The organism is Desulfuromonas soudanensis, from assembly GCF_001278055.1.
Taxonomy (GTDB): domain Bacteria; phylum Desulfobacterota; class Desulfuromonadia; order Desulfuromonadales; family WTL; genus Deferrimonas; species Deferrimonas soudanensis.
Map to the genome: position 1 here is coordinate 1,429,380 of NZ_CP010802.1, position 21,258 is coordinate 1,450,637.

Below are 21,258 nucleotides of genomic sequence, written 5' to 3' on the forward strand. Positions count from 1 at the left end.
TCAATTCCCGTGCCAATCGATCCAGAATCGCCTTTACACCATTTTGAGATGATGTTATAGTGGCGGGACCTTATGCCCAGATGGTTTAACACCAGAAATTTACTGGCTCTTTCGATCCTCCTTCTCGCCGGGTCCCTGATCTTCGTGGTCAGCCGGAATTTCCGCAAGGAGACGCCCGGGGAGATTCTCGAGACGATTTCCCGCAACGTCGACCTATCGCTGCAGAAGATCGATTATACCGAAACCCGGGACGGGGTGCGGCGCTGGTCGCTGCAGGCCGATTCCGCGGCGCACAATCTGGCCGAGGGAGCGGCACGGCTCGAAGATGTCACCCTGACCTTCTACGATTCCGGGGGGGGAGGGGACATCACCCTCACTGCCGACCTCGGCGAGCTCAACACCGAGAGCCGCGAGGTCAAGGTCAGCGGCGATGTGGTGATCCGCAGTTCGAAGGGTTACGTTCTTCATACCGATCATCTGCACTACCAGGATTCCAAGCGGATGGTGAAGACCGACGCTTCGGTGCGCCTGGTCGCCCCGGGGTTCGAGGTGGTCGGCACCGGACTGCAACTGAATGTCGAAACGCACGCCATGGCCCTTCTTTCCAGGGTCGAAGCCAGGCTGGAGCCGGAAGGGCTCGGCAATAACGGGAAATAATGCGCACTCTGATTCTTTTTCTCCTTCTCCTGCTCGTGGTCGTTTGTCCCGGCTACGGAGCCGATAGCGCCCTCGGTCAGTACGACAGCCGGCAGCCCATCCTCGTCTCCTCCGATCGCCTCGAGGCCGACGACGCTCTTCACAAGGTGAGCTTTCTCGGCGACGTCGTCGCCCGTCAGGGGACGCTGGTGATCTATGCCCAGCAGCTCAGCCTCCTCTACGAGCCGGGGAGCCGCCAGGTGAGGGAGGTTCAGGCCCGCAAGGATGTGCGCATCGTTCACGGGGCGATCGTGGCGACGGCCGGGGAAGCCGACTTTTTCAACAACGAGGGGCGCATCGTTCTGCGAGGCGCCCCCCGGGTCCATCAGGGGGCAAATTTCGTGGAGGGGGACGAGATTACCGTTCTGCTCAACGAGAGCCGCAGCGTGGTCAGCAGTCAGGAGGGTTCACGGGTCAACGCCATCTTTCACCCCAAGGGGGAGACGCCGTGACCCGCAGGCTGCGCGCCGAGGGGTTGACCAAGGGGTACAAGGGACGGCAGGTGGTCCGCGGAGTCGATCTCGAGGTCTCCTCCGGTCAGGTCATCGGTCTTCTCGGACCCAACGGCGCCGGCAAGACCACCTCCTTTTATATGGTGGTCGGTCTGGTGCGCCCCGACAGCGGGCGGGTCTTTCTCGACGATCTGGAGTTGACGAACCTCCCCATGTACCGGCGGGCGCGGGTCGGCATCTCCTACCTCCCCCAGGAAGCGTCGGTGTTCCGCAAACTCTCCGTCGAGGAGAACCTGCTGGCGATTCTCGAGACCCTCGATATTTCCGTGGCCAAGCGCCGCAAGCGCAAGGATCAGCTTCTTGAGGATTTTCGCCTCACGCACGTGGCGAGGTCTCCCGGTTATGCCCTGTCGGGAGGGGAGAGGCGCCGGGTGGAGATCGCCCGGGCACTGGTGATCGAACCCGATTTCATTCTCCTTGACGAACCCTTTGCCGGGATCGACCCGATCGCGGTCATCGATATCCAGAATATCATCTCCCAGCTCAAGGCCCGGGGGATCGGGATCCTGATTTCCGACCATAACGTTCGCGAGACCCTCGGGGTCTGCGACCGGGCCTATATCCTCAATCAGGGAGAGATCCTCGAGTACGGCGAACCGGCCGAGATCGCTGCCAGCCCCCGGGCGCGGGAGATCTATCTCGGAGACAAGTTCAAACTGTGAAAGGGCTTCGGCCGTAAACATCCAACCGACATGCTGGCGCCTCCGGCGCCGGGAGAGACATGGCCTTAGAAATCCGCCAACAACTGAAACTGAGCCAACAGCTGGTCATGACGCCGCAGCTGCAGCAGGCGATCAAACTCCTCCAGCTCTCCCGCATGGAACTGGTTGATCTGGTTCAGCAGGAGCTGGAGGAAAACCCGGTGCTCGAGGAAGGGATCGAGACCCTCGACGAAAAAGAGGCCGGGGAAGAAAATGTCGAAATCCGCGAAGTCGAAGCTCCCAAAGAAGAAGTCAAGGAGGTCGAGGGGAACGCCGAAGGTCTCGGCGATGTCGATTGGCAGACCTACCTCGAAGGGTACAATCTCGGCAGCAATGCCGGCGACGCTTACGAGGAGGACGAGGATCGCCCCTCCTTTGAAAATCTCCTGACCCGCAAATCGACCCTGACCGACCACCTGATGTGGCAGCTCAACCTATCGCGCCTCGACGACACCCAGCGCCGGGTGGCCAGCGAGATCATCGGCAACCTCGACGACGACGGCTACCTCAAGGCGACCCTCGAAGAGGTCGCGCAGGGGGTCGGCGTCTCCGAGGCCTATGTCGCCTCCGTTCTCCGCACCGTGCAGAATTTCGATCCTTCCGGGGTGGCGTCCCGCAACCTGCAGGAATGCCTCCTGGCGCAGGTGGCCCAGCTCGGCATGGAAGGGACTCTGGTCGAGGCCATCCTCCGTGACCATCTCGGCGATCTGGAAATCCGCAAATATGCCGCGATTGCCAAGGTTCAGGGGGTCTCCCTCGACGAGGTTCTCGCCGCCGCCAAGATCATCTCCGGTCTCGATCCCCGTCCCGGCCGCCCCTTCGGCCAGGACGAGGTCCACTACATCATCCCCGACATCTTCGTCTACAAGATCAGCGGCGAATACGTCGTCGTCCTCAACGACGAGGGTCTGCCGAATCTACGCATCAACTCCTTCTACCGCAACGCCCTGGCCGGGGCTGCCAACGTGGACGAAAAGGCCGGCGAGTACATCCAGGAGAAGATGCGGGGCGCCGTGTGGCTCATCAAGAGCATCCATCAGCGGCAGCGCACCATCTACAAGTGCACCAAGAGCATCGTCAAGTTTCAGCAGGAATTCTTCGATCACGGCATCGAACATCTCAAACCCCTGGTTTTGCGCGACGTGGCCGAGGACATCGAGATGCACGAATCGACGATCAGTCGCGTGACCACCAACAAATATGTCCAGACCCCCCAGGGGCTCTTTGAGTTGAAGTATTTCTTCAATAGCGGTATAAACACCACTCAGGGGGATTCCGTCGCTTCGGAGAGCGTCAAGAACCGGATCAAGGATATTGTCGCCGCGGAGAACGTGAAAAAGCCCTTCTCCGACCAGAAGATCGTGGAGCTGCTCAATGAAAAAGGGATCGATATCGCCCGACGCACCGTGACCAAGTACCGCGAGATGCTCGGGATCGGGTCTTCGACGGAGCGCAAGCGCTTTTTTTGAGTCCGCCCCTTTTGCGCTATGGCCTTCGTCCACCTTCGCGCTATACTTTAATCAATCCTTTGGCAGCTGCTGTCCAGGCCCGGGCCGGGGACGGACCTGCTGCAACCCCATGCGGCATCACCCCCCAGCGGGGATTTATCATCAGGAGGTTCCAGAATATGCAAATCGCCATTACGTTCAGGCATATGGAGACCAGCGAACCGGTCAAGGCGTATGTTGAAGAGAAGGTTTCCCGGATCAAGAAATACATTGACGAACCGATCGACGCCCAGGTCGTCGTCTCCGTCGAGAAGAAGATCCGCCACCGGGCCGAGGTGACCATTGTCGCCAAGGGGATCACCATCAAGGCCTCGGAAGAGACCAACGACATGTACGCTGCCATCGACAATGTCGTCGACAAGATCGAACGCCAGCTCAAACGCTACAAGGAAAAGATCAAGGAGCACAAGCCTCTCAGCGGCCGGGAACGCCAGGTGAAGAAAACCGTTTTTGCCGCCGAGAGCATCGACGAGGGAGCCGGGGGGGAGCCGACCATCATTCAGGAGCGAAACTTCTCCGTCAAGCCGATGGCCGTCGAGGAAGCCGTCATGCAGATGGACCTCATGCACAAGGAATTTCTGGTCTTCACCGACGCCGCCTCCGAGGAGGTCAACGTCGTATACCGCCGCAAGGACGGAAACTACGGGCTTATCGTTCCGCAGGCCAGGTAATTTACGCAGGTCTCAGAAGGGGGGAAGATTTCCACATCTTCCCCCCTTCTGTATCCGTTTTATTCAGGGATCGAGTTTTCGCCTTATGAAGATAGTTGACCTGCTGAACCCCGCCGCAATCACCGCCGATATCAAGGCGACGGACAAAAACGCAGTCCTGATGGAGCTGACCGACGCCCTGATTCAGGTGGAGAGCAGTCTCGACCGCGAGGAGGTCCTTCGGGTCCTTCAGGAGCGCGAGCGCCTCGGCAGTACCGGGATCGGCGAAGGTGTCGCCATTCCCCATGGCAAGCTCAAGGACCTCAAAAACCTTCTGATCTCCTTCGGGCGCAGCCGCAACGGCGTCGATTTCAATTCCATGGACGGCAAGCCGGCCCACCTCTTTTTTCTCCTGATCGCTCCCGAAGAGTCGATCGGAGTTCATCTCAAGACTCTGGCGCGGATTTCCAAACTCCTGAAGAGCCCCGCTGTGCGGCGTCGGCTCCTCGAGGCGACCGACGGCCAGGAACTCTACAGCATCATCGCCGAAGAGGATGAATCCCTCTAGTACCCTGTAACCCATAGGATTTCGAGGGATTGCGTAGGGTTTTGACGTGTCAGCAAGGCGCGATTTCTGCTGCCTAGCCGTAGCTAAACAGCTGAAATCGGAACGTAGCTGACGCGGCAAAGAACAAGCAAGATGCGAAAGATTATGGGTTACAGGGTACTTGGCTTCCTCCCTCCCCCCGGACGTCCACCGTTGCGGGGTGCAGGTTTCCTTTTTCAGACTCGTTGCGCGGACCCGCGTTCAAGCCGTCCGCCAGGCATGGGGTGTCATGTCCGGATTAAGCATCCAGGAGCTGCTTGGAGAGAAGGAGGCCGGCCTCGATCTCGAGATCCTCGCCGGCGAATCCGGCCTCGGAAAGTTCATTAATTCTCCGCGGATCCAGAAGCCCGGGCTGGCTCTGGCCGGCTACACCACAAATCTGCACCCCGACCGCATCCAGGTTCTCGGCTCCACCGAGCTCAGCTACCTCGCCCACCTCCCGCCGGAGAAGGCCGAAGAAAATCTCGCCCAGATCTGCACCCTCGACATCTCCTGCTTCATCATCACCAAAGGCCAGACGGCACCGGAGAGTCTCATCGGCCATGCCGAACGGGCCGGGATTCCCCTGCTGCGCACCCATCACCAGAGCTCCACTTTCATCTCCCAGATCACCAAATTTCTCGAGGAGCGGCTTCTGCCGTCGACCACCGTCCACGGCGTTCTCGTCGACGTCCTCGGGGTCGGGGTTCTGCTGATGGGGAAAAGCGGCATCGGCAAGAGCGAGTGCGCCCTCGATCTCGTTCTCAAGGGACACCGTCTGGTGGCCGACGACGTGGTCAAGGTGCGCCTCAAACTTCCGGCGGTCCTTTTCGGCGAGGGGGTCGATCTGCTGCACTACCACATGGAGATCCGCGGCCTGGGGATCATCAATATCAAGCATCTTTTCGGCGTCGCGGCGATCCGCGAACGCAAGAAGATCGACCTGGCCGTGGAGCTGGTGGAATGGGAGGACGGGCGCCAGTACGACCGCCTCGGCCTCGAGGATGAAAGTTACACCCTCCTCGGCATCGGCATCCCCCTGCTGCGCATCCCGGTGCGCCAGGGGCGCAACGTCACCACCATCGTCGAGGTGGCCGCCCGCAACCAGCTCCTCAAGGAGATGGGATACCACAGCGCCATCGAATTCCAGGACCGGCTCGAAAAACGGATGGCCGAGACGGCTCACCTCCACGCCCACACCATCATCGGGGACAATCTCGAATGAGTCGCAAGCGGGTCGTCGTCATCACGGGACTTTCGGGCTCGGGAAAGAGTTCCGCCGCCCGCGCCCTGGAGGACGAGGGGTTCTTCGTCGTCGACAACCTCCCCCTGGCGCTCCTCCCGGAATTGCTCGACCTGGTAAACCAGGGGGTGCGCTTCACCAGCGAGGTCGCCGTCGTGATCGACGTGCGCAACCGCGATTTTCTCGCCGGCTTCGAGGCCACTCTTCAGCAGGTCGTGGCCGGGGGACATACCCTGGAGATCTATTTCTTCGACGCCTCCGACGAGGTGCTGATCCGGCGCTATTCGGAAACACGCCGTCGCCACCCCCTAGGGACCAAAGACGGCGTCACCGGCGCGATCATTCAAGAGCGTCAACTGCTGACACGGCTGCGCGACCTGGCGACCGAGATGATCGACACCTCCCTGCTGACCCCCCACCAGCTGCGGGCAAGGGTTGTGCAGATCGTCCATGGCCAGGGTGGAGGGCTCCCTCTGGCGGTGCAGCTGCAGTCCTTCGGTTTCCGCTACGGCATTCCGGCGGCCTCCGACATGGTAATGGACGTGCGGTTTCTCCCCAACCCTCATTTCGTTCCGGAGCTCCAGCCCCTCTCCGGGCTCGACGCCCCGGTGAGCGACTTCGTCCTTTCCCAGGAGGGGAGCCAGGAATTTCTTCGTCACTTCAAGGGCTTTCTGACCTTCCTCCTTCCCCAATACCAGGCCGAGGGGAAGAGCTACCTGACCATTTCCATCGGCTGTACCGGCGGCCGCCACCGCAGCGTCGCCATAGTCGAGGAACTCAAGCGCTGGCTCGCCGCCGACAACGTCACTCTCCAGGTCAGTCACCGGGATATCGCCAAGAGGTAACGGATGATCGGACTGATTATCGCCACCCATTCGCGGCTGGCTGAAGATTTTTTGCATGCCGCCGAGATGATCATCGGCCCGGTGAAAAACGCCCTGGCCGTCGCCATCGATCGGGAAATGAGCGTCGAGTCGATCCGGACAGGGCTGTCAACGGCCATCGACGCGGTCGGCGTCGACGGCGAAGGGGTGCTGGTGATGACCGACATGTTCGGCGGCACCCCGGCCAATATCGCCATCTCCTTTCTCGATCCGGGACGACTCGAGGTCCTGACGGGGGTCAACCTGCCGATGGTCCTCAAGTTTTTCAACAGTCAGGGGGGGCTTTCCCTCGTCGAGCTGGCGGCTCTGCTCAAGGCCTACGGGCAGCAGAACATCACCCTCGCCAGCGATTTTCTGCAGCGATGAATTTCCGAAAGACGTGCCTTTTTCATGACTCTCCTGCTGACGCGCATCGATAACCGGCTGATTCACGGCCAGGTCCTCGAGGCCTGGGTGCCGTACATCAACGCCAACTGCATCGTCGTCGCCAGCGACGAAGTGGCCCGGGCCTCCTTCCAGAGGACGCTGATGGAAGCGGCGGTTCCCCGGGGGATCCGCCTCGCCATCGGCACCCTCGAGGAAGCGGCACAGCTCCTCTCTGGAACCGAACTCGCCGACCGCCGCGTACTGCTGCTGCTGGCCAATTCCGCCGATGCCCTGGCTCTCTACCGGCTCGGCGTTCATTTCCCCGAGTTGAATCTCGGCAATATGCACGGCGGCGACGGTAAGCAGCGTCTGTGCTGCACCATTGCCCTCGATCCCGACGATGTCGAAAACCTGCAGACCCTCGAGGATGCCGGAGTGCGCATCACGTCCCAGTGCATTCCCTCCGATCGCGGGCAGGGATGGCAGAAGCTGATCCGGAACCTGAAAGAATAGCCGCGCATGTCCTGGACCGACTACCTTATCGGCGCCCTGATCGCCGTCGTCGCCGGACTCGATCGCACCGCCGTCTTCCAGTTCATGGTGTCGCGGCCGATCGTCGCCGCACCCCTGACGGGGTGGCTCCTCGGAGATGCCGCGGCCGGGCTGCAGGTCGGAGCGCTGGTCGAACTGTTGTGGCTGGGGCGCCTGCCGGTCGGCGCGGCCATTCCCCCGGACGACACCCAGGTCGCCGTCGGCGCCACAGTTTTGACGATCTTTTTTGCCGGCCTCACCCCCTTTTCCGCCCTGCCGGCGCCGCTGATCTGCACCCTGGTCGCCATGCCCCTGGGGAAGGCCGGCCAGTTCTTCGATCGCGCGGCGCGCCACTGGAACGGGCGCCTGCTTCACCGGGCCCAGCAGGCCCTGGCCGCCGGAAACCTCGGGGAAGTGGAGCGCTCTCACCTGCGGGGGATAGGTCATTTTGCCCTGGCGGCGTTTGTCACCTACCTGGTGATTGTCGGCGGCGGATTCCTGTTGCTGCCGTTGCTCGCCCCATATTTCGGCAGTCCGGTGGCTGAGGCCTCCACCTGGCTGAAGCTGGCCTTTCCCCTGGTCGGCACCGCTGTCATCCTCGGCACCATCAATGTCAGCCGCTCCCTGACCCTCTTCGGGGCCTCCTTCGGCAGCGCCCTTCTTCTCCTCTGGCTGGTGTAAAATGACAGACGAGAAGGGCCGGGTGTCGCGTTGGGTCCTGCTGCGGGTCTGGCTGCGTCTCTTCCTGCTGCAGGCCAGTTGGAACTTCGAACGTCTGCAGAGCCTTGGCGCTCTCTATGTTCTGGCTCCGGCGTTGCGCATTCTCTACCGGGAGGAGGATCTGGCCGAGGCGTACCGTCGTCACCTGGAATACTTCAACACCCACCCCTTCATGGCTTCACCGGTCCTCGGGGCCGCCATCGCCCTGGAAGAGGAGCGTTGCCGCGGCGCCGAAGGGGCCCTCGGCGTCGAGGAATTCAAGGGGATGATCATGGCCCCCTACGCGGCGATGGGAGACGGCTTCTTCTGGGGCGGTTTGCGCCCTCTGGCGGCCGCCGTCGCCCTCTTTTTCGCCGCCAAGGGTTCGTTGTGGGCCCCCCTGGTTTTTCTGACCCTGTTCAATGTTCCTCACCTCTGGATCCGCACATTCGGGCTGTGGCGAGGTTACACCCTGGGGCTGAAGGTGGTGGAAACCCTGCATCGCCATCGTCTCCCCGATCTGGCCATTCGCCTCAAGGAAGGGACCCTGGTGCTCCTCGGCGGCCTCTGCGCCTACCTGACCTACAGGGCTCTGCAAGGGGAAGGGGAATCGAGCATCTGGGGGCTCTCGGTCATTCCTCTGGTGGCGCTCCTCGGCTGGCTGGCCCGCAGGGGGGTCTCCACCCTGATGCTCACAATGACACTGGCGGCCCTGGTGCTGGCTTTTCTCCAATTCGGCTGAAAGAGGACTGTTTATGGAAAAAAGGGAATTCATTATCGTCAACCGTCTCGGTCTCCACGCCCGTGCCGCGGCGCAGCTGGTCCAGACCGCCAATCGCTTCCGTTCCGAGGTGCTGGTGGAAAAGGAGGGGCTGGAGGTCAACGGCAAGAGCATCATGGGGATCCTGATGCTGGCGGCGCCCCAGGGATCGAAGATCTCCGTCGGTGTCGACGGCGAGGATGCGCAACTGGCGATGGATGCCATCGGAAAACTCATCAATGACGGTTTCGGTGAAAACTGACATCCCTCCCGATACTCTGCTGATCGGCATCGGCGCTTCTCCCGGCATTGCCATCGGCGCCACCCACCTGCTCAACCGGGTCAGGGTGGTGGCCGTGGAGCGTTCGATTTCCTCCGAGGAGGTTGCCGCTGAGGTGGACGCCTTCTGGAAGGCCGTCGCTCTTTCCCGGCAGCAGCTCGAAGAAGTCAAGGCCGGCGTCACCGACCAGCACCTCGTCGAGCACCTCTATATCATCGATACCCACCTGCTGATCCTCGGCGACGCGATGCTCACCTCCGACACCGTCGCCCTCATCGAGAAGGAGCAGATCAACGCCGAAGGGGCCCTCAAACGGACCCTGCGCAAGTTCCGCGAGATTTTCGACAGCATCGAGGATGAATATCTGCGCGAGCGCCGATCCGACATCGACTCGGTCGGCGACCGGCTGCTGCGCAACCTGGTTGGGGTCACCCAGCAGTCGGTGACCGAGATCGGCAAGAAGGCCATCATCGTCGCCCATGATCTTTCTCCTGCCGACACCATGCAGATGGACAAGTCGAAGATCATCGGCTTCGTCACCGACGTCGGCGGCCGCACCTCCCATACGGCGATCCTCGCCCGCTCCATGGGGATCCCCGCCGTTCTCGGCCTCGAAACGGCCACCGGCCTCATCGCCGCCGGCACCCCGACGATCATCGACGGCACCAGCGGAACGGTGATCCTCAACCCCTCGGCCGAGACCTTCCGCGAGTATCTGAAAAAGAAGCAGGCCTACGAGTACCACGAACGGGAGCTGCTGGCCTACCGGGAGCTGAGCGCCGAAACCCTCGACGGTTTCCGCCTGGCGCTGCGCGGCAACGTCGAGCTCGCCGACGAGGTCCCTCTGGCCATCAGCCAGGGAGCCGAGGGGATCGGCCTGTACCGCTCCGAATTCCTTTACATGAACCGTCCCCTCCCTCCGTCCGAGGAGGAGCAGCTGCAGGCCTACAGGGACATTCTCGCCAAGATGGCTCCCCATCCGGTGACTATCCGTACCCTCGATGTCGGCGGGGACAAGTTCGTCCCCGAGATCAATCTGGCCGACGAGGCCAACCCGGCCATGGGGCTGCGGGCGGTGCGCTTCTCTCTCAAGGAGCGGCGGCTGTTCAAGATTCAGCTTCGCGCCATCCTGCGCGCTTCGGCCCATGGCCGGGTGAGGGTGATGTTTCCCATGATCTCCGGGGTGGCCGAGATCCGGGCCTGCAAGGTCCTCCTCGAGGAGGCCAAGGCCGAGCTCGTCGCCGAAGAGATCCCCTTCAACGCCGCCATTTCCGTCGGCATCATGATCGAAACCCCTTCGGCGGCGCTGATCGCCGGCCTCCTCGCCCGGGAGGTCGACTTTTTTTCCGTCGGCACCAACGATCTGATTCAGTACTGCCTCGCCGTCGACCGCGGCAACGAGCACGTCGCCTATCTTTACGAACCCCTGCATCCGGCGATTTTGAGGGCCCTGAAGATGATCTGCGACGCCGGCCGGGAGGCCGGGATCGAGGTCGGAATGTGCGGCGAAATGGCCGCCGACCCGCTCTACAGCCTGGTTCTCCTCGGCCTCGGCTTCGACGAGCTGTCGATGAACGCCCCGGGAATCCCCCGGGTCAAGCGGATTCTCCGTCAGCTGCGCCGCTCGGAGGGGGTCGCCATCCTCGATGAGATCTTCGGCTTTGCCACCGCCCGGGAGGTGGCCGAGTATCTTGAAATCGAGATGGCGCGCCGTTTTCCCGAATATTTTGCCGGACCGATCCCCTAAAGGCCGGCCGCGCCCCGGAGAAACGCTTGACAGACCGGGCCCTTTGCCCTTAGGATGGGTCGCTTTTTCGCCTTTTCATTTTACAAACAGCAACAGGAGGACGGTACTCCATGGCCATGACCGATTTTCTTTTCACTTCCGAATCCGTGAGCGAGGGGCATCCCGACAAGGTTGCCGACCAGATCTCCGATGCGATCCTTGACGCCATCCTGACCCAGGATCCCAAATCCCGCGTCGCCTGCGAGACTCTGGTGACGACCGGCATGGCAATGATCGCCGGTGAAATCACCACCAACGCCCGCATCGACTATCCCGACATCGTCCGCCAGACCATCAGGGAAATCGGCTACGGCGATTCGGCCATGGGCTTCGACTGGGAAACCTGCGCGGTTCTCACCTCCATCGACCGCCAGTCTCCCGACATCTCCCAGGGCGTCAGCGAAGGGGAGGGGATGTTCAAGGAGCAGGGGGCCGGCGACCAGGGCCTGATGTTCGGTTACGCCTGCGACGAGACCCCCGAGCTGATGCCGATGCCGATCATGTTCGCCCACAAACTCACCAAGCGCCTCGCCGACGTGCGCAAGAGCGGGCTCCTCTCCTTCTTGCGTCCCGACAGCAAGTCGCAGGTTTCCATCCAGTACATCAACGACAAGCCGATCCGCGTCGATTCGGTGGTCGTCTCCTCGCAGCACACCCCCGAGGTGACCTACGAGACCCTCAAGGAAGGGATCCTCGAAGAAGTCATCAGGAAGATCATTCCCGCCGAACTCCTCGACGAGAAGACCAAGTACTTCATCAACCCCACCGGCCGCTTCGTGGTCGGCGGCCCCATGGGAGACTGCGGTCTGACCGGGCGCAAGATCATCGTCGACACCTACGGCGGACAGGGATCCCACGGCGGCGGCGCCTTCTCCGGCAAGGACCCGTCCAAGGTCGACCGCAGCGCCTCCTACATGGCCCGCTACGTCGCCAAGAACATCGTCGCCGCCGGCCTCGCCACCAAATGCGAGGTGCAGCTGGCCTACGCCATCGGCGTCGCCGAGCCGGTCTCGGTGATGATCAACACCTTCGGCACCGGCAAGATTCCTTCCAACGACATCGCCCGCATCGCCCAGGAGGAGTTCGACATGCGCCCCGCGGCGATCATCAAGACCCTCGACCTGCTGCGGCCGATCTATCGTCAGACCGCCGCCTACGGGCATTTCGGCCGCGAACTCCCCGACTTCACCTGGGAGCGCAAGGACCGTGTCGAGTCGCTGCGCAAGCGCGCCGGGCTCTGAGCAAAATAGCATGTGAGGAAAAAGGCGGACCGAGGCGGTTCGCCTTTTTTCGTATCTGTGGCATGGGACGGAGTTTTTATTATTGAGCGGAGAACAAACCATAAGAGCTGTTTCACGCGACGACGCGACGACGCAACGGGGGCAAAATCCTGGAAAATCGCGATCCCGGGACCGGCGACTTTATTCTATAATCAGTTTCACATAGCAGCTTTTGCATGAAATAGAGTGGATGTCCCATGCCCGAAGCAAACGCCTCCCTGCAGCTCTCCATCATCATCCCTCTCCTCAACGAGGCCGAGTCCCTGCCGGCCCTGCTGGACGACCTCGGCCGCCAGGAGGGGATCCCCTTCGAGGTGATCCTCGTCGACGGCGGCTCCGTCGACGGCACGGCCGACCGGGCAGCGAAGCTCTCCGCCGAATCCCCCTTCCCCTGCCGGGTGCTGCAGAGCGCCAAAGGGCGCGGCCGCCAGCTCAACGCCGGAGCCGCAGCCGCCCGCGGCGATCTCTTCCTCTTCCTCCACGCCGACAGCACCTTTGCCGACCCGCAGGCCCTGCAGCAGGGTGTGGCGGCCCTGGCCGCGGCCCGGGAAGCCCGCGGCCACACCCGGGTCGCCGGGCACTTTGCCCTGCGCTTTGCCCGCAGCAGCGACGAGCCTTCCTTTGCCTACGCCTTTTACCAGGCCAAGGCCCGTCTCGACCGCCCCGAATGCACCCACGGCGATCAGGGATTTCTCCTCCACCGCGACTTTTTCGCCGCAGTCGGCCCCTTCGACGAGACCCTCCCCCTTCTCGAGGACACCCGTCTCGCCGAAAGCATCCGCCGGGAGGGGGAGTGGCTGCTGCTGCCGGCGGAGATCGCCACCTCGGCGCGGCGCTTCGAGAGCGAAGGGCTCTACGAACGCCAGGCCCTCAACGCCGTCATCATGAATTTTGCCGCCCTGAAGTGGCAGCCGTTTTTCGACAACGCCCCCGGAATCTACCGCAGTCAGAACCGCACCGCTCCCCTGCGCCTCTCCCCCTTCCTGCGCATGTTCCAGGCGCTGACCCTGCGGATGCCGTGGCGGCAGCGCCTGTGCCTCTGGTACGACACCGGCACCTACGTCGCCCCTCACATCTGGCAGCTCGCCTTCGTCTGGGACCTCCGGCGCGCCTGGCGGCGCGGCCTCCCCCTTGAGGGGTGCCCGACGCCGATCCTCGATGCCTGCGACCGCTGGTCGCCGCTTTTGACCCGATACCCGCATGGGCGATTGGCCGCCGCGCTGCTGGTCTGGTTCTGGTACCGGTTCACCCTCGTCGCCGAGGCCCGGCGAATCTGTTGTCGTGACATCCCCCTGTGCTAAACTATTGAAAAGCGCAAAAAAGGCAAAAATTGCCACCAAGGCACCAAGTTGAACTTTTGAATTCCGGTTTTTTTTCTTGGTGTCTCCGTGTCTTGGTGGCTAAAAGTCGAGTTTTTAAGACCCGCCAAAAATCTGCAACGGGATTTTCAACCACAGGAGAACGCCGCCATGACACGATATTCCCTCTCTTCCGCCGCCCTGGCCGTCACCTTTCTTCTCCTTTGCGCCTGCACCCCCTACAAGAGCCAGCAGGTTCCCTTCCGGCCGCCGAGCGCCTTTGCCGGGATGCAGATCGTCGCCGGAGCGCAGGTCGCCGCCCAGGCCTATGTCGACCAAAAGGACGCCGAGGACGCCTTCGGTTTCAATATCCGCAAGGCCGGACTCCTCCCTGTGCAGATCGTCATCGACCATCAGGGGACGAACAGCCTGACCATCGTTCCCGGTCAGACCTTTCTCATCGACGCGACCGGCAACTACTGGAACCTCCTCGACGGCCGCACCGCCTATGAGCGCCTCGAAAAGAGCAGCGAATTCGGTACCATCGCCAAGGGAGCCGGCAAGGGCTCGGTCCTCGGTGCCGCCGGAGGCGCCATCGTCGGAGCGGCTATCGGCATCCTCACCGGCGAGAACATCGGCGAGACGCTCGGCAAGGGGGCGGCCATCGGCGCCGCCGGCGGCGCCGTCCTCGGCGGAACCGAAGCCGGAGGTTCCGGCGAGGTGGAAAGCCAGATCTCCCGCGACCTCGCCAACAAACAGCTTGAAAACCGCCCCCTCGAACCGGGAATGCTCTCCCGCGGCTTCCTCTTCTTCCCCGGCGAGGCGACCTCGGCGGTCCAACTGCGACTGCAGGTCAAGGAAACCGGCGGACCGATCCACAACCTCACCCTGCCGCTTGAGTAGTCATTCTCCCCGCACGGAAACGGCAACGGCGGGCCCTTCGGGGTCCGCCGTTGCTTTTTTTCTGGAAAAGGCCCGAATCCGGATCGGACGGAAAGTAGGGTCCTTCCCATCGGGCCCAGGGGAGTCTTCTGGCCTTTGCCTTAAAAATATTGCATAATCGACGGCCCATAGCTTCCGAGAAGCACCCCTTTCTTTCCCGAAGTCGGCCGGCGGCCCGACAGACCGGAGTATTATGTCACGACCCTTCAGAATCGGCCTTGCTCTCGGCGGCGGTGCCGCCCGGGCCTTCTCCCACATCGGCGTTATTGCCGGATTGCAAAAACACGGCATTCCCATCGACATTGTCACCGGCACCAGCATGGGGGCGATCATCGGGGCCATGTACGCCGCCCGGGGGGATGTGGCGGCCGTCAAGAGTACGATCACGGCCTACCTGGAGAGCGAGGAATTCGCCACTTCGGGATTCGAATTTTTCCGGGAACTCGATGCCGACGGCGAGGGGCTTCTCTTTCAATTGGGGCGTGTGGCCCGGCGCGGGGTCTTCAACACCCTCATGGTCACCCGCACCGCCCTGGTCAGCAACGAGACGGCCATGCGAAACTACGCCTGCATGGTGGATGACATGGCCGTGGAAGACACCAGAATCCCCTTCGCCGCCGTCGCCCTCGATCTGAAGAACGGTGAGGTGGTCTTGCTCGACCGGGGTCCGCTGCTTCAGGCCATCGCCGCCTCCTGCGCCATGCCGGGGGTGCTCAATCCGGTGGAGCACCAAGGACGGCTCCTGGTCGACGGCGGCTGGGGGGAACCCGTACCCTGTCAAGCCGCTCGTCAGCTCGGCGCCGATATGGTCATCGCCGTGGATGTCGGCGATCATACGCCGACCTTCGACGAACCGCGCAACGCCCTCGATGTCATCGGGCGGGCCGACGCTCTGGTGCGCACCTCCCTGGCCAGGGAGCAGCTCAAGTCGGCCGATATTATCCTCTCTCCGCAAAACAACGTGGCTCACTGGGCCGACTTTTCCACCGCCGAGGAAGCCATCGCCCGCGGGGAGGAGGAAGTCGACCGGCGCATCAGCGAGCTGCGCCGGGCCATCGGAAAGGTCCGAGGGCGCAGCTGGTGGTCCTGGGGTGCGGGGAAGAGGTAAATCGGCCGGACGGGGGTGGAAGAGAACTGAAAAAAACGGCCTCAGGAAGCGACGCCAAGAATGCGCCGTGAAAAGAGGGGGAGCTCCCCTCTGCCGCGCTGTCTCTGCAATGTCAATCTGGAGGGTTCGTGCAGAGGTGACGAAATTTATAGCCCAGCTTTTGAGGGTTAAAATCGACCAATAGGGCCTAAAAACGCACACTTTTGGGATGTTTCCTGTTGAAAAACGGGGTCTTGGCTTGGTCCGACCCCGAATAACCTACGTCCCCGAGGACGCAATCGGGATGCTGCTGAAAGCGATGGTGCGTACCTGCGGCGGGAGACTGAAGAAAATTATGGCCCTATTTTTGGGGTCGAAAATGGGCCCATAGGGCTAAAAAACGCCCATTTTTGGGATGTTTTTTGTTGAAAAACGGTGACTTGGCTTGGTCCGACCCCGGGACCCTTGTCATTCCAAGCTCGCAGGCTCCGGACAACGGTGTATCGACCCGGCACACTTGCAAGGCCTGTTTCGCAACCCCTGCGAGCGCCCGGCTCCCCATCCGCCGCGTTTTGATCCGCAGTGGCCCGGTGACGACGTGATGATCCGGGACTTGGCAATCTATGACCAAGTTGCCGGGCTTTAGGGAGGTGACTGAGGTAAGTTGAAAAAATCGGACACCAATGTTAAGAAATCTATCTTACGGAGGTGTCAACATGACAAGAGGTTCTAATGGCCGCTATTCGAAGGAATTTCGCATTGAGGCCGTAAAAATGGTGGTTGAAGGAGGTGTCGCTGTCTATGAGGCATCGCGCCAGTTATCCCTGCCGAAATCCACCCTTGAGAATTGGGTAAGGGCGTTCAAGGCCGGAAAGCTCAGTAATATCGGTGGCAAAGGCCAACAGCGCCCGCTGACCGAAGTCGAGCTGGAACTTGACAGGGTTAAACGAGAACTGGCCCAGGTCAAGCAGGAGCGCGACATCCTAAAAAAAGCCGCCGCGTACTTTGCCAAGGAGTCGCTGCCCGGTACGCGGTAATAAATCAACTTCGACCTGAGTACTCTGTCCCTCTGCTCTGCCAGAGCCTGGAGGTTTCACCCAGTGGCTATTACACCTGGCTGAAGCGCCCGGACTCACCTCGGCAGAAGGAGGAGGCACGGCTCGCAATCGAAATCAAGGCGGCTCACAAAAGAAACCGGGAAACCTACGGTCCCGAACGATTACAAACCGATCTCGCCGAGCATGGCGTTCAGGTCGGGGTCCATCGGATCAAGCGAATCCGCAAGAAACACGGGATTCGTTGCAAGCAGGTGAAGAAGTTCAAGGCGACAACAAACTCCAACCATTCACTGCCTGTCGCCGAGAACCTTCTGGACCAAAACTTTGCTGTCGAAGCTCCCAACCAGGTCTGGGTAACTGACATTACTTACATCCCCACCGCCGAAGGCTGGCTGTATCTGGCCGGGCATAAAGACCTCTTCACCGGAGAGATCGTGGGATATGCGATGGGCGAAAGAATGACGAAGAATCTGGTGAGTCAATCCCTATTCCGTGCCGTGTCAGTCAAGCGCCCGGCGACCGGGTTGATCCATCATTCGGATCGGGGCAGCCAGTATTGCGCCTTGGAGTTTCAGAAACTACTGAAGCAGTTCAATATGCAGACTTCGATGAGCCGCCGAGGTAACTGCTACGACAACGCCCCCATTGAGAGTTTCTGGGGGACACTGAAAAACGAATTGGTCCACCATCGTCGTTACGCCACCCGGTGGGAAGCGATGCGAGAAATCACGGAGTACATCGAAATCTTCTACAATCGTCAAAGGCGCCAGAAGCGGCTGGGCTACCTGTCGCCTGCTGCCTACGAACAGGAATATTACAAAGAGCTAAGCGCAGCATAAGAACTTTGGTGTCCGCTATTGACGACCGACCTCAGACGATGACACAGATAACAGACCTCTCCGATGGCTTAAAACAACTGAAGCTGCAGCGTCTCTCCGATCAGATTGATGGTTATCTGCAGGATGCCGCCAAGCAGCAGTGGGGCTATGACGAGTTCCTGCGGCAACTGATCGATGCGGAATTGGCATCCAAGCAGGATAAACGCACCGAGATGGGCACGCGCATGGCGCGTTTTCCCTTCGTCAAGACACTGGAATCCTTCGAATTCGCCTATCAACCGTCCATCGACGCCAAGCGCATCAAGGAACTGTCCTGCTGCCGCTGGGTGGCCAACGGCGAGAACATCCTGCTGCTGGGGCCACCCGGGGTAGGTAAAACCCATTTGGCCGTTGGCTTGGGGATTGAGGCTATTCGCCGCGGTTACCGAACGCTCTTTATCGGAGCCCAGGCTCTGATCGCCAGTCTTGCCCGTGCACACAATGAAAACCGGCTGGAGGACAAACTCAAGCAATACTGCCAGCCCAAACTGCTGATCATCGACGAGATCGGCTACATCCCTATTGATCGGCTGGGCGCCAATCTCTTCTTCCAGCTCATATCCCGCCGCTATGAGAAGGGGGCCATGATCATGACCTCAAACCAGCCCTACTCGAATTGGGGCGAAATCTTCGGCGATCAGGTCATCGCCAGCGCCATTCTAGACCGGGTGCTTCATCATGCCATTTCGATCAGCATCAAAGGTGAGAGCTACCGGCTAAAAGAGAAACTCAAAGCCGGCCTCCTGTCCAAACAGGCGGCAAGAGAATAACCCGAGGGGGGAATTTTCGATGACCGAAAAGGGGGAATTTTCAAAGACCATTGACATTCTACAAGGTCCGGGCCAAATCGGGGAGTACCTACTCGCCGTACACCGCCGAGATGAGCGGGACCAGGTAGACGAAGACGGGGACTGGCTCCGCCGGAACGGCGGTGCCTGTCCCCCTCACCACCACCTACCACTACGACGCAAGAAACCGCCTGACCCGGGTCGACCTCCCCGACGGCACTGTCGCCAGCTACGCCTACGACCCCTTCGGGAGGAGGGTGAAGAAGCAGGTGGGGAGCAGTGTCACCCTCTTCGTCTATGCCGACGAGGGGCTGGTCGGGGAGTACGAAGGCGCGGGGATGATGCGCAAGCTCTACGGCTGGAAGCCCGACGGGCTGTGGGGGACCGATCCGCTCTACATGGTGGAGGGAGGAAATTATTACTTCTACCACAACGACCATCTGGGGACGCCGCAGCGGCTGACTTCGGCGGCGGATGGGGCGGTGGTGTGGGGTGCGGGATATCTGGCGTTCGGGGCGGTGGTGGTTGATCCTTCGTCTGCCGTTGAAAACAATCTGCGGTTTCCGGGGCAGTATGCGGATGCGGAGACGGGGCTCTACTATAACTTTCAGCGGTATTATGATCCGGTAAGGGGGCGGTATACACAGGTGGATCCGATTGGGTTTGCGGGGGGGGATGTGAATTTATATGGGTATGTCAAAAACAATTCAAACAATTATTTAGATCCTTTAGGGTTGTTCTTCTGGTATGGGTACTATGGAGGGCCAGATTTAACTGCGGGGTTAGAAATGTCATGGGACCAATTGCCTCAAGGAACAGTTTTACCGGAGCCAATTGACTCTCAGGACTGGCAATATTTTAAGCATGATCAAAACTATGGAATATGTAGATCGTCACTGCCAAAGGATAGTCAGTGGAAAGGATTCGCTAGGGCAGACGGTAAGTTACTAGGTGATTTAATGAAATTGCCGCTATCTCCAAGCAATTGGGATGAACCTCCAATTTTTGACGTAACTTCAAATATTCAAAGATTTATGGCAATTAGTGTTTTTACCTTGAAAATTACAGTCAATAGTGCTTGGAATGCAGTTCCTGAAGTCTATAGAAACTTCAAAAAAACACTGTCTGGGGAGCCAATATATTAAAATGAGCATCTATATATTAGCATTTATTATTTTTGTTTTGTCAATAGGTTCCATATATACATTTGGCATAACTGGGTTTTTTTCGATAGCTTTCGGACACGCCTTTCTTGTTTTTCAGAAAGAAAAATTAGTAAATAACAAAAAGTTAAAATACTTAGTTGTCTTTTCACTGATCTTTGCATACGGATACTTTGCGTCAATTCTTATACTTACCCTTTCATGGATTTTTGTAGAATCTTCACATTGAGAGCTCGGGTCAACCTAAGGGGTCACCCATTAAAAGGCTGTCTGTCAAGGGCAAAAATAAGTGTTCGGGGTCGGACCTAACTAAGGCTCTGAAATGAAAACAAAAAGTGTCAATTTCACCCCCAAAAAGAGGCTTATAGGTCGATTTTTAGGGGCAAAAATAGGCCTATAACCCAAACACAGGTCGTTATCATTCTGGAGGGGAGGGATTCCGTGCCAAGAGCCAATCGCTATTTTATGCCGGGCTACGTTTGGCATATCACGCATCGGTGCCACAAGCAGGAGTTCTTACTGAAGTTCGCCCAAACCCGCCAGCGGTACATTCACTGGCTGTATCAGGACCGTAAAAGGTTTGGCGTAGAGATTTTGAACTACGCGATCACGTCGTAGAAACGGGACAGGCACCATTGGTGAAACTCATGGAGCCAGTCCCTGATAAACAGTGAACATGTCTTCGGACGGGTTTTGTATCGCCAGGCGATATTCGGATAAACGGGACATTTTTATTTCGTTTCAATGAAATTTCTAAGGTGGGTTATGTCTAAACGATCTTTCGGCCTTGCCGCTGTCGGTGTGGTTCTCGCGCTCTGCTTCTTTTCCGTTACAGCCGTCGGCGCTCCCCTGACCTCCTTCGACTTCAACATCGTCGGTCTCGGCCTCAAGGCCGATCCGGCGTACCAGGCCGTGCCGAAGGGGATCGCCACCCAGGTGAACACCGGCTTCGACGCCGGAGGGTTCGACCTGACGACGATCACCGACAAGCTGCCGAAGGACTACACCGTGCGCGCCGAGCTGACCGGCCCGGCCTTCCAGACGCCGCGGGCCCTGGTCACCCACCCCGGGAGCCCCTTCGACATCCCCACCCTGGCCCTGCTGGGCAAATACACCCTCTCCAACATCCGCCTCGTCGACGGCGCCGGCAACACCCTCTTCGGCGCCACCCCCCAGGCGGTGACCATCGAGTCGATCAACGACCCGCTGATCACCGAGGTTGCGACCCGTCCCCTCACTCTGGACGAACTCGAGGAGCGCGGCGTGGTCTTCGACAGCAGCAACTTCACCGCCTACGAGTTCACCGCCGCCATCGCCACCGAGAGCGGCCAGGTTCCCCTCAACCTGCCGGTGCTGATCCCCAACGGCAACGCGCTCTACAAACCTGACCTTCAGCCGCCCCCTCCCTCTATTGGCCTCACTCCCCCGTCGGATGTGACCCCACCTCCGCGGGAGGAGACCATCGGACACGCAGTCCTTGCGTGGCTCCGACCCTTTCCGAAAAACCCCTAGTTGTTATTTTTGTATCAGAATAAAATTCTGCCGGAAATTTTTCCGTTGCA

22 protein-coding genes and 1 pseudogene are annotated in these 21,258 nt (G+C 60.1%); all 23 read left to right on the forward strand.

The features are described from left to right. The first annotated feature begins 72 nt into the window (after nt 1–72). The 23 genes and pseudogenes from lptC (at nt 73) to DSOUD_RS06500 (ending at nt 21,208) form a co-directional block, all read left to right on the forward strand. On the forward strand, nt 73–657 hold the full coding sequence (lptC, locus tag DSOUD_RS06390) for an LPS export ABC transporter periplasmic protein LptC (protein WP_053550225.1): 585 nt from the start codon (nt 73–75) through the stop codon (nt 655–657). Continuing rightward, on the forward strand, nt 657–1,148 hold the full coding sequence (gene lptA, locus DSOUD_RS06395; protein ID WP_053550226.1) for a lipopolysaccharide transport periplasmic protein LptA: 492 nt from the start codon (nt 657–659) through the stop codon (nt 1,146–1,148). The genes lptC and lptA overlap by 1 nt, the downstream gene beginning before the upstream one ends. Then, entirely contained in the window at nt 1,145–1,870 is a 726-nt protein-coding gene (gene lptB / locus DSOUD_RS06400; RefSeq protein WP_053550227.1) for an LPS export ABC transporter ATP-binding protein, read from the forward strand. The genes lptA and lptB overlap by 4 nt, the downstream gene beginning before the upstream one ends. Nucleotides 1,871–1,929: 59 nt before the next feature. Further along, nucleotides 1,930–3,378 carry an RNA polymerase factor sigma-54 gene (gene rpoN / locus DSOUD_RS06405; protein WP_053550228.1) on the forward strand — a complete coding sequence of 483 codons (1,449 nt, stop codon included), beginning with the start codon at nt 1,930–1,932 and terminating at the stop codon, nt 3,376–3,378. Nucleotides 3,379–3,536: 158 nt separating this feature from the next. Then, on the forward strand, nt 3,537–4,088 hold the full coding sequence (gene hpf / locus DSOUD_RS06410) for a ribosome hibernation-promoting factor, HPF/YfiA family (RefSeq protein ID WP_053550229.1): 552 nt from the start codon (nt 3,537–3,539) through the stop codon (nt 4,086–4,088). Nucleotides 4,089–4,173: 85 nt separating this feature from the next. Further along, nucleotides 4,174–4,635 carry a PTS sugar transporter subunit IIA gene (locus DSOUD_RS06415; protein ID WP_053550230.1) on the forward strand — a complete coding sequence of 154 codons (462 nt, stop codon included), beginning with the start codon at nt 4,174–4,176 and terminating at the stop codon, nt 4,633–4,635. Between the two features lie 268 nt (nt 4,636–4,903). Continuing rightward, nucleotides 4,904–5,878, forward strand: coding sequence for an HPr(Ser) kinase/phosphatase (gene hprK, locus DSOUD_RS06420; protein WP_053550231.1), 975 nt, complete (start codon nt 4,904–4,906; stop codon nt 5,876–5,878). Continuing rightward, a complete protein-coding gene (rapZ, locus tag DSOUD_RS06425) occupies nt 5,875–6,741 on the forward strand; it encodes an RNase adapter RapZ (protein WP_053550232.1) in 867 nt (288 codons plus the stop codon). The genes hprK and rapZ overlap by 4 nt, the downstream gene beginning before the upstream one ends. A gap of 3 nt (nt 6,742–6,744) precedes the next feature. Beyond that, the gene (locus DSOUD_RS06430; RefSeq protein ID WP_053550233.1) at nt 6,745–7,146 is read left to right on the forward strand and encodes a PTS sugar transporter subunit IIA; all 402 of its coding nucleotides are present in this window, start codon (nt 6,745–6,747) and stop codon (nt 7,144–7,146) included. Nucleotides 7,147–7,170: 24 nt separating this feature from the next. Further along, entirely contained in the window at nt 7,171–7,659 is a 489-nt protein-coding gene (locus tag DSOUD_RS06435) for a PTS sugar transporter subunit IIB (protein WP_053550234.1), read from the forward strand. A gap of 6 nt (nt 7,660–7,665) precedes the next feature. After that, complete coding sequence (locus DSOUD_RS06440; protein ID WP_053550235.1) at nt 7,666–8,358, forward strand: PTS sugar transporter subunit IIC; 693 nt, start codon at nt 7,666–7,668, stop codon at nt 8,356–8,358. Between the two features lie 22 nt (nt 8,359–8,380). After that, the gene (locus DSOUD_RS06445; protein ID WP_157671779.1) at nt 8,381–9,118 is read left to right on the forward strand and encodes a PTS system mannose/fructose/sorbose family transporter subunit IID; all 738 of its coding nucleotides are present in this window, start codon (nt 8,381–8,383) and stop codon (nt 9,116–9,118) included. 13 nt (nt 9,119–9,131) lie between these two features. Then, nucleotides 9,132–9,398 carry an HPr family phosphocarrier protein gene (locus DSOUD_RS06450; protein WP_053550237.1) on the forward strand — a complete coding sequence of 89 codons (267 nt, stop codon included), beginning with the start codon at nt 9,132–9,134 and terminating at the stop codon, nt 9,396–9,398. Continuing rightward, nucleotides 9,376–11,163 (forward strand): phosphoenolpyruvate--protein phosphotransferase, encoded by a 1,788-nt coding sequence (gene ptsP, locus DSOUD_RS06455; RefSeq protein ID WP_053550238.1) that lies wholly within the window; start codon nt 9,376–9,378, stop codon nt 11,161–11,163. Before DSOUD_RS06450 ends, ptsP begins: the two co-directional genes overlap by 23 nt. 110 nt (nt 11,164–11,273) lie before the next feature. Beyond that, nucleotides 11,274–12,443, forward strand: coding sequence for a methionine adenosyltransferase (gene metK / locus DSOUD_RS06460; protein ID WP_053550239.1), 1,170 nt, complete (start codon nt 11,274–11,276; stop codon nt 12,441–12,443). 236 nt (nt 12,444–12,679) lie between these two features. Then, the gene (locus DSOUD_RS06465) at nt 12,680–13,783 is read left to right on the forward strand and encodes a TIGR04283 family arsenosugar biosynthesis glycosyltransferase (protein WP_053550240.1); all 1,104 of its coding nucleotides are present in this window, start codon (nt 12,680–12,682) and stop codon (nt 13,781–13,783) included. Nucleotides 13,784–13,951: 168 nt separating this feature from the next. Next, nucleotides 13,952–14,683 (forward strand): hypothetical protein, encoded by a 732-nt coding sequence (locus tag DSOUD_RS06470; protein ID WP_053550241.1) that lies wholly within the window; start codon nt 13,952–13,954, stop codon nt 14,681–14,683. Nucleotides 14,684–14,915: 232 nt separating this feature from the next. Next, entirely contained in the window at nt 14,916–15,830 is a 915-nt protein-coding gene (locus DSOUD_RS06475; protein WP_053550242.1) for a patatin-like phospholipase family protein, read from the forward strand. Nucleotides 15,831–16,525: 695 nt separating this feature from the next. After that, nucleotides 16,526–17,706 (forward strand): IS3 family transposase gene (locus tag DSOUD_RS17740; RefSeq protein WP_423739487.1). Its coding sequence is split into 2 segments (ribosomal slippage): nt 16,526–16,802 and nt 16,802–17,706, totalling 1,182 coding nucleotides; the frame shifts between segments, so codons are not numbered across the junction. A gap of 47 nt (nt 17,707–17,753) precedes the next feature. Next, nucleotides 17,754–18,515 (forward strand): IS21-like element helper ATPase IstB, encoded by a 762-nt coding sequence (gene istB, locus DSOUD_RS06490; protein WP_423739492.1) that lies wholly within the window; start codon nt 17,754–17,756, stop codon nt 18,513–18,515. Between the two features lie 161 nt (nt 18,516–18,676). After that, the gene (locus tag DSOUD_RS06495; RefSeq protein WP_053550245.1) at nt 18,677–19,678 is read left to right on the forward strand and encodes an RHS repeat domain-containing protein; all 1,002 of its coding nucleotides are present in this window, start codon (nt 18,677–18,679) and stop codon (nt 19,676–19,678) included. Between the two features lie 459 nt (nt 19,679–20,137). After that, nucleotides 20,138–20,311 (forward strand): annotated as a pseudogene (locus DSOUD_RS19150) (transposase); the annotation flags it as partial. A gap of 150 nt (nt 20,312–20,461) precedes the next feature. Beyond that, nucleotides 20,462–21,208 (forward strand): hypothetical protein, encoded by a 747-nt coding sequence (locus tag DSOUD_RS06500; RefSeq protein ID WP_053550246.1) that lies wholly within the window; start codon nt 20,462–20,464, stop codon nt 21,206–21,208. Nucleotides 21,209–21,258: the final 50 nt, after the last annotated feature.

Coding starts and splice junctions, on each gene's coding strand:
- DSOUD_RS06475 (WP_053550242.1), top strand. CDS start 14,916: ATGTCACGACCCTTCAGAATCGGCCTTGCTCTCGGCGGCGGTGCCGCC.
- lptA (WP_053550226.1), top strand. CDS start 657: ATGCGCACTCTGATTCTTTTTCTCCTTCTCCTGCTCGTGGTCGTTTGT.
- DSOUD_RS06435 (WP_053550234.1), top strand. CDS start 7,171: ATGACTCTCCTGCTGACGCGCATCGATAACCGGCTGATTCACGGCCAG.
- DSOUD_RS06465 (WP_053550240.1), top strand. CDS start 12,680: ATGCCCGAAGCAAACGCCTCCCTGCAGCTCTCCATCATCATCCCTCTC.
- DSOUD_RS06440 (WP_053550235.1), top strand. CDS start 7,666: ATGTCCTGGACCGACTACCTTATCGGCGCCCTGATCGCCGTCGTCGCC.
- DSOUD_RS06430 (WP_053550233.1), top strand. CDS start 6,745: ATGATCGGACTGATTATCGCCACCCATTCGCGGCTGGCTGAAGATTTT.
- metK (WP_053550239.1), top strand. CDS start 11,274: ATGGCCATGACCGATTTTCTTTTCACTTCCGAATCCGTGAGCGAGGGG.
- DSOUD_RS06500 (WP_053550246.1), top strand. CDS start 20,462: ATGTCTAAACGATCTTTCGGCCTTGCCGCTGTCGGTGTGGTTCTCGCG.
- rapZ (WP_053550232.1), top strand. CDS start 5,875: ATGAGTCGCAAGCGGGTCGTCGTCATCACGGGACTTTCGGGCTCGGGA.
- DSOUD_RS06415 (WP_053550230.1), top strand. CDS start 4,174: ATGAAGATAGTTGACCTGCTGAACCCCGCCGCAATCACCGCCGATATC.
- DSOUD_RS06450 (WP_053550237.1), top strand. CDS start 9,132: ATGGAAAAAAGGGAATTCATTATCGTCAACCGTCTCGGTCTCCACGCC.
- hprK (WP_053550231.1), top strand. CDS start 4,904: ATGTCCGGATTAAGCATCCAGGAGCTGCTTGGAGAGAAGGAGGCCGGC.
- ptsP (WP_053550238.1), top strand. CDS start 9,376: ATGACGGTTTCGGTGAAAACTGACATCCCTCCCGATACTCTGCTGATC.
- hpf (WP_053550229.1), top strand. CDS start 3,537: ATGCAAATCGCCATTACGTTCAGGCATATGGAGACCAGCGAACCGGTC.
- DSOUD_RS06470 (WP_053550241.1), top strand. CDS start 13,952: ATGACACGATATTCCCTCTCTTCCGCCGCCCTGGCCGTCACCTTTCTT.
- rpoN (WP_053550228.1), top strand. CDS start 1,930: ATGGCCTTAGAAATCCGCCAACAACTGAAACTGAGCCAACAGCTGGTC.
- lptC (WP_053550225.1), top strand. CDS start 73: ATGCCCAGATGGTTTAACACCAGAAATTTACTGGCTCTTTCGATCCTC.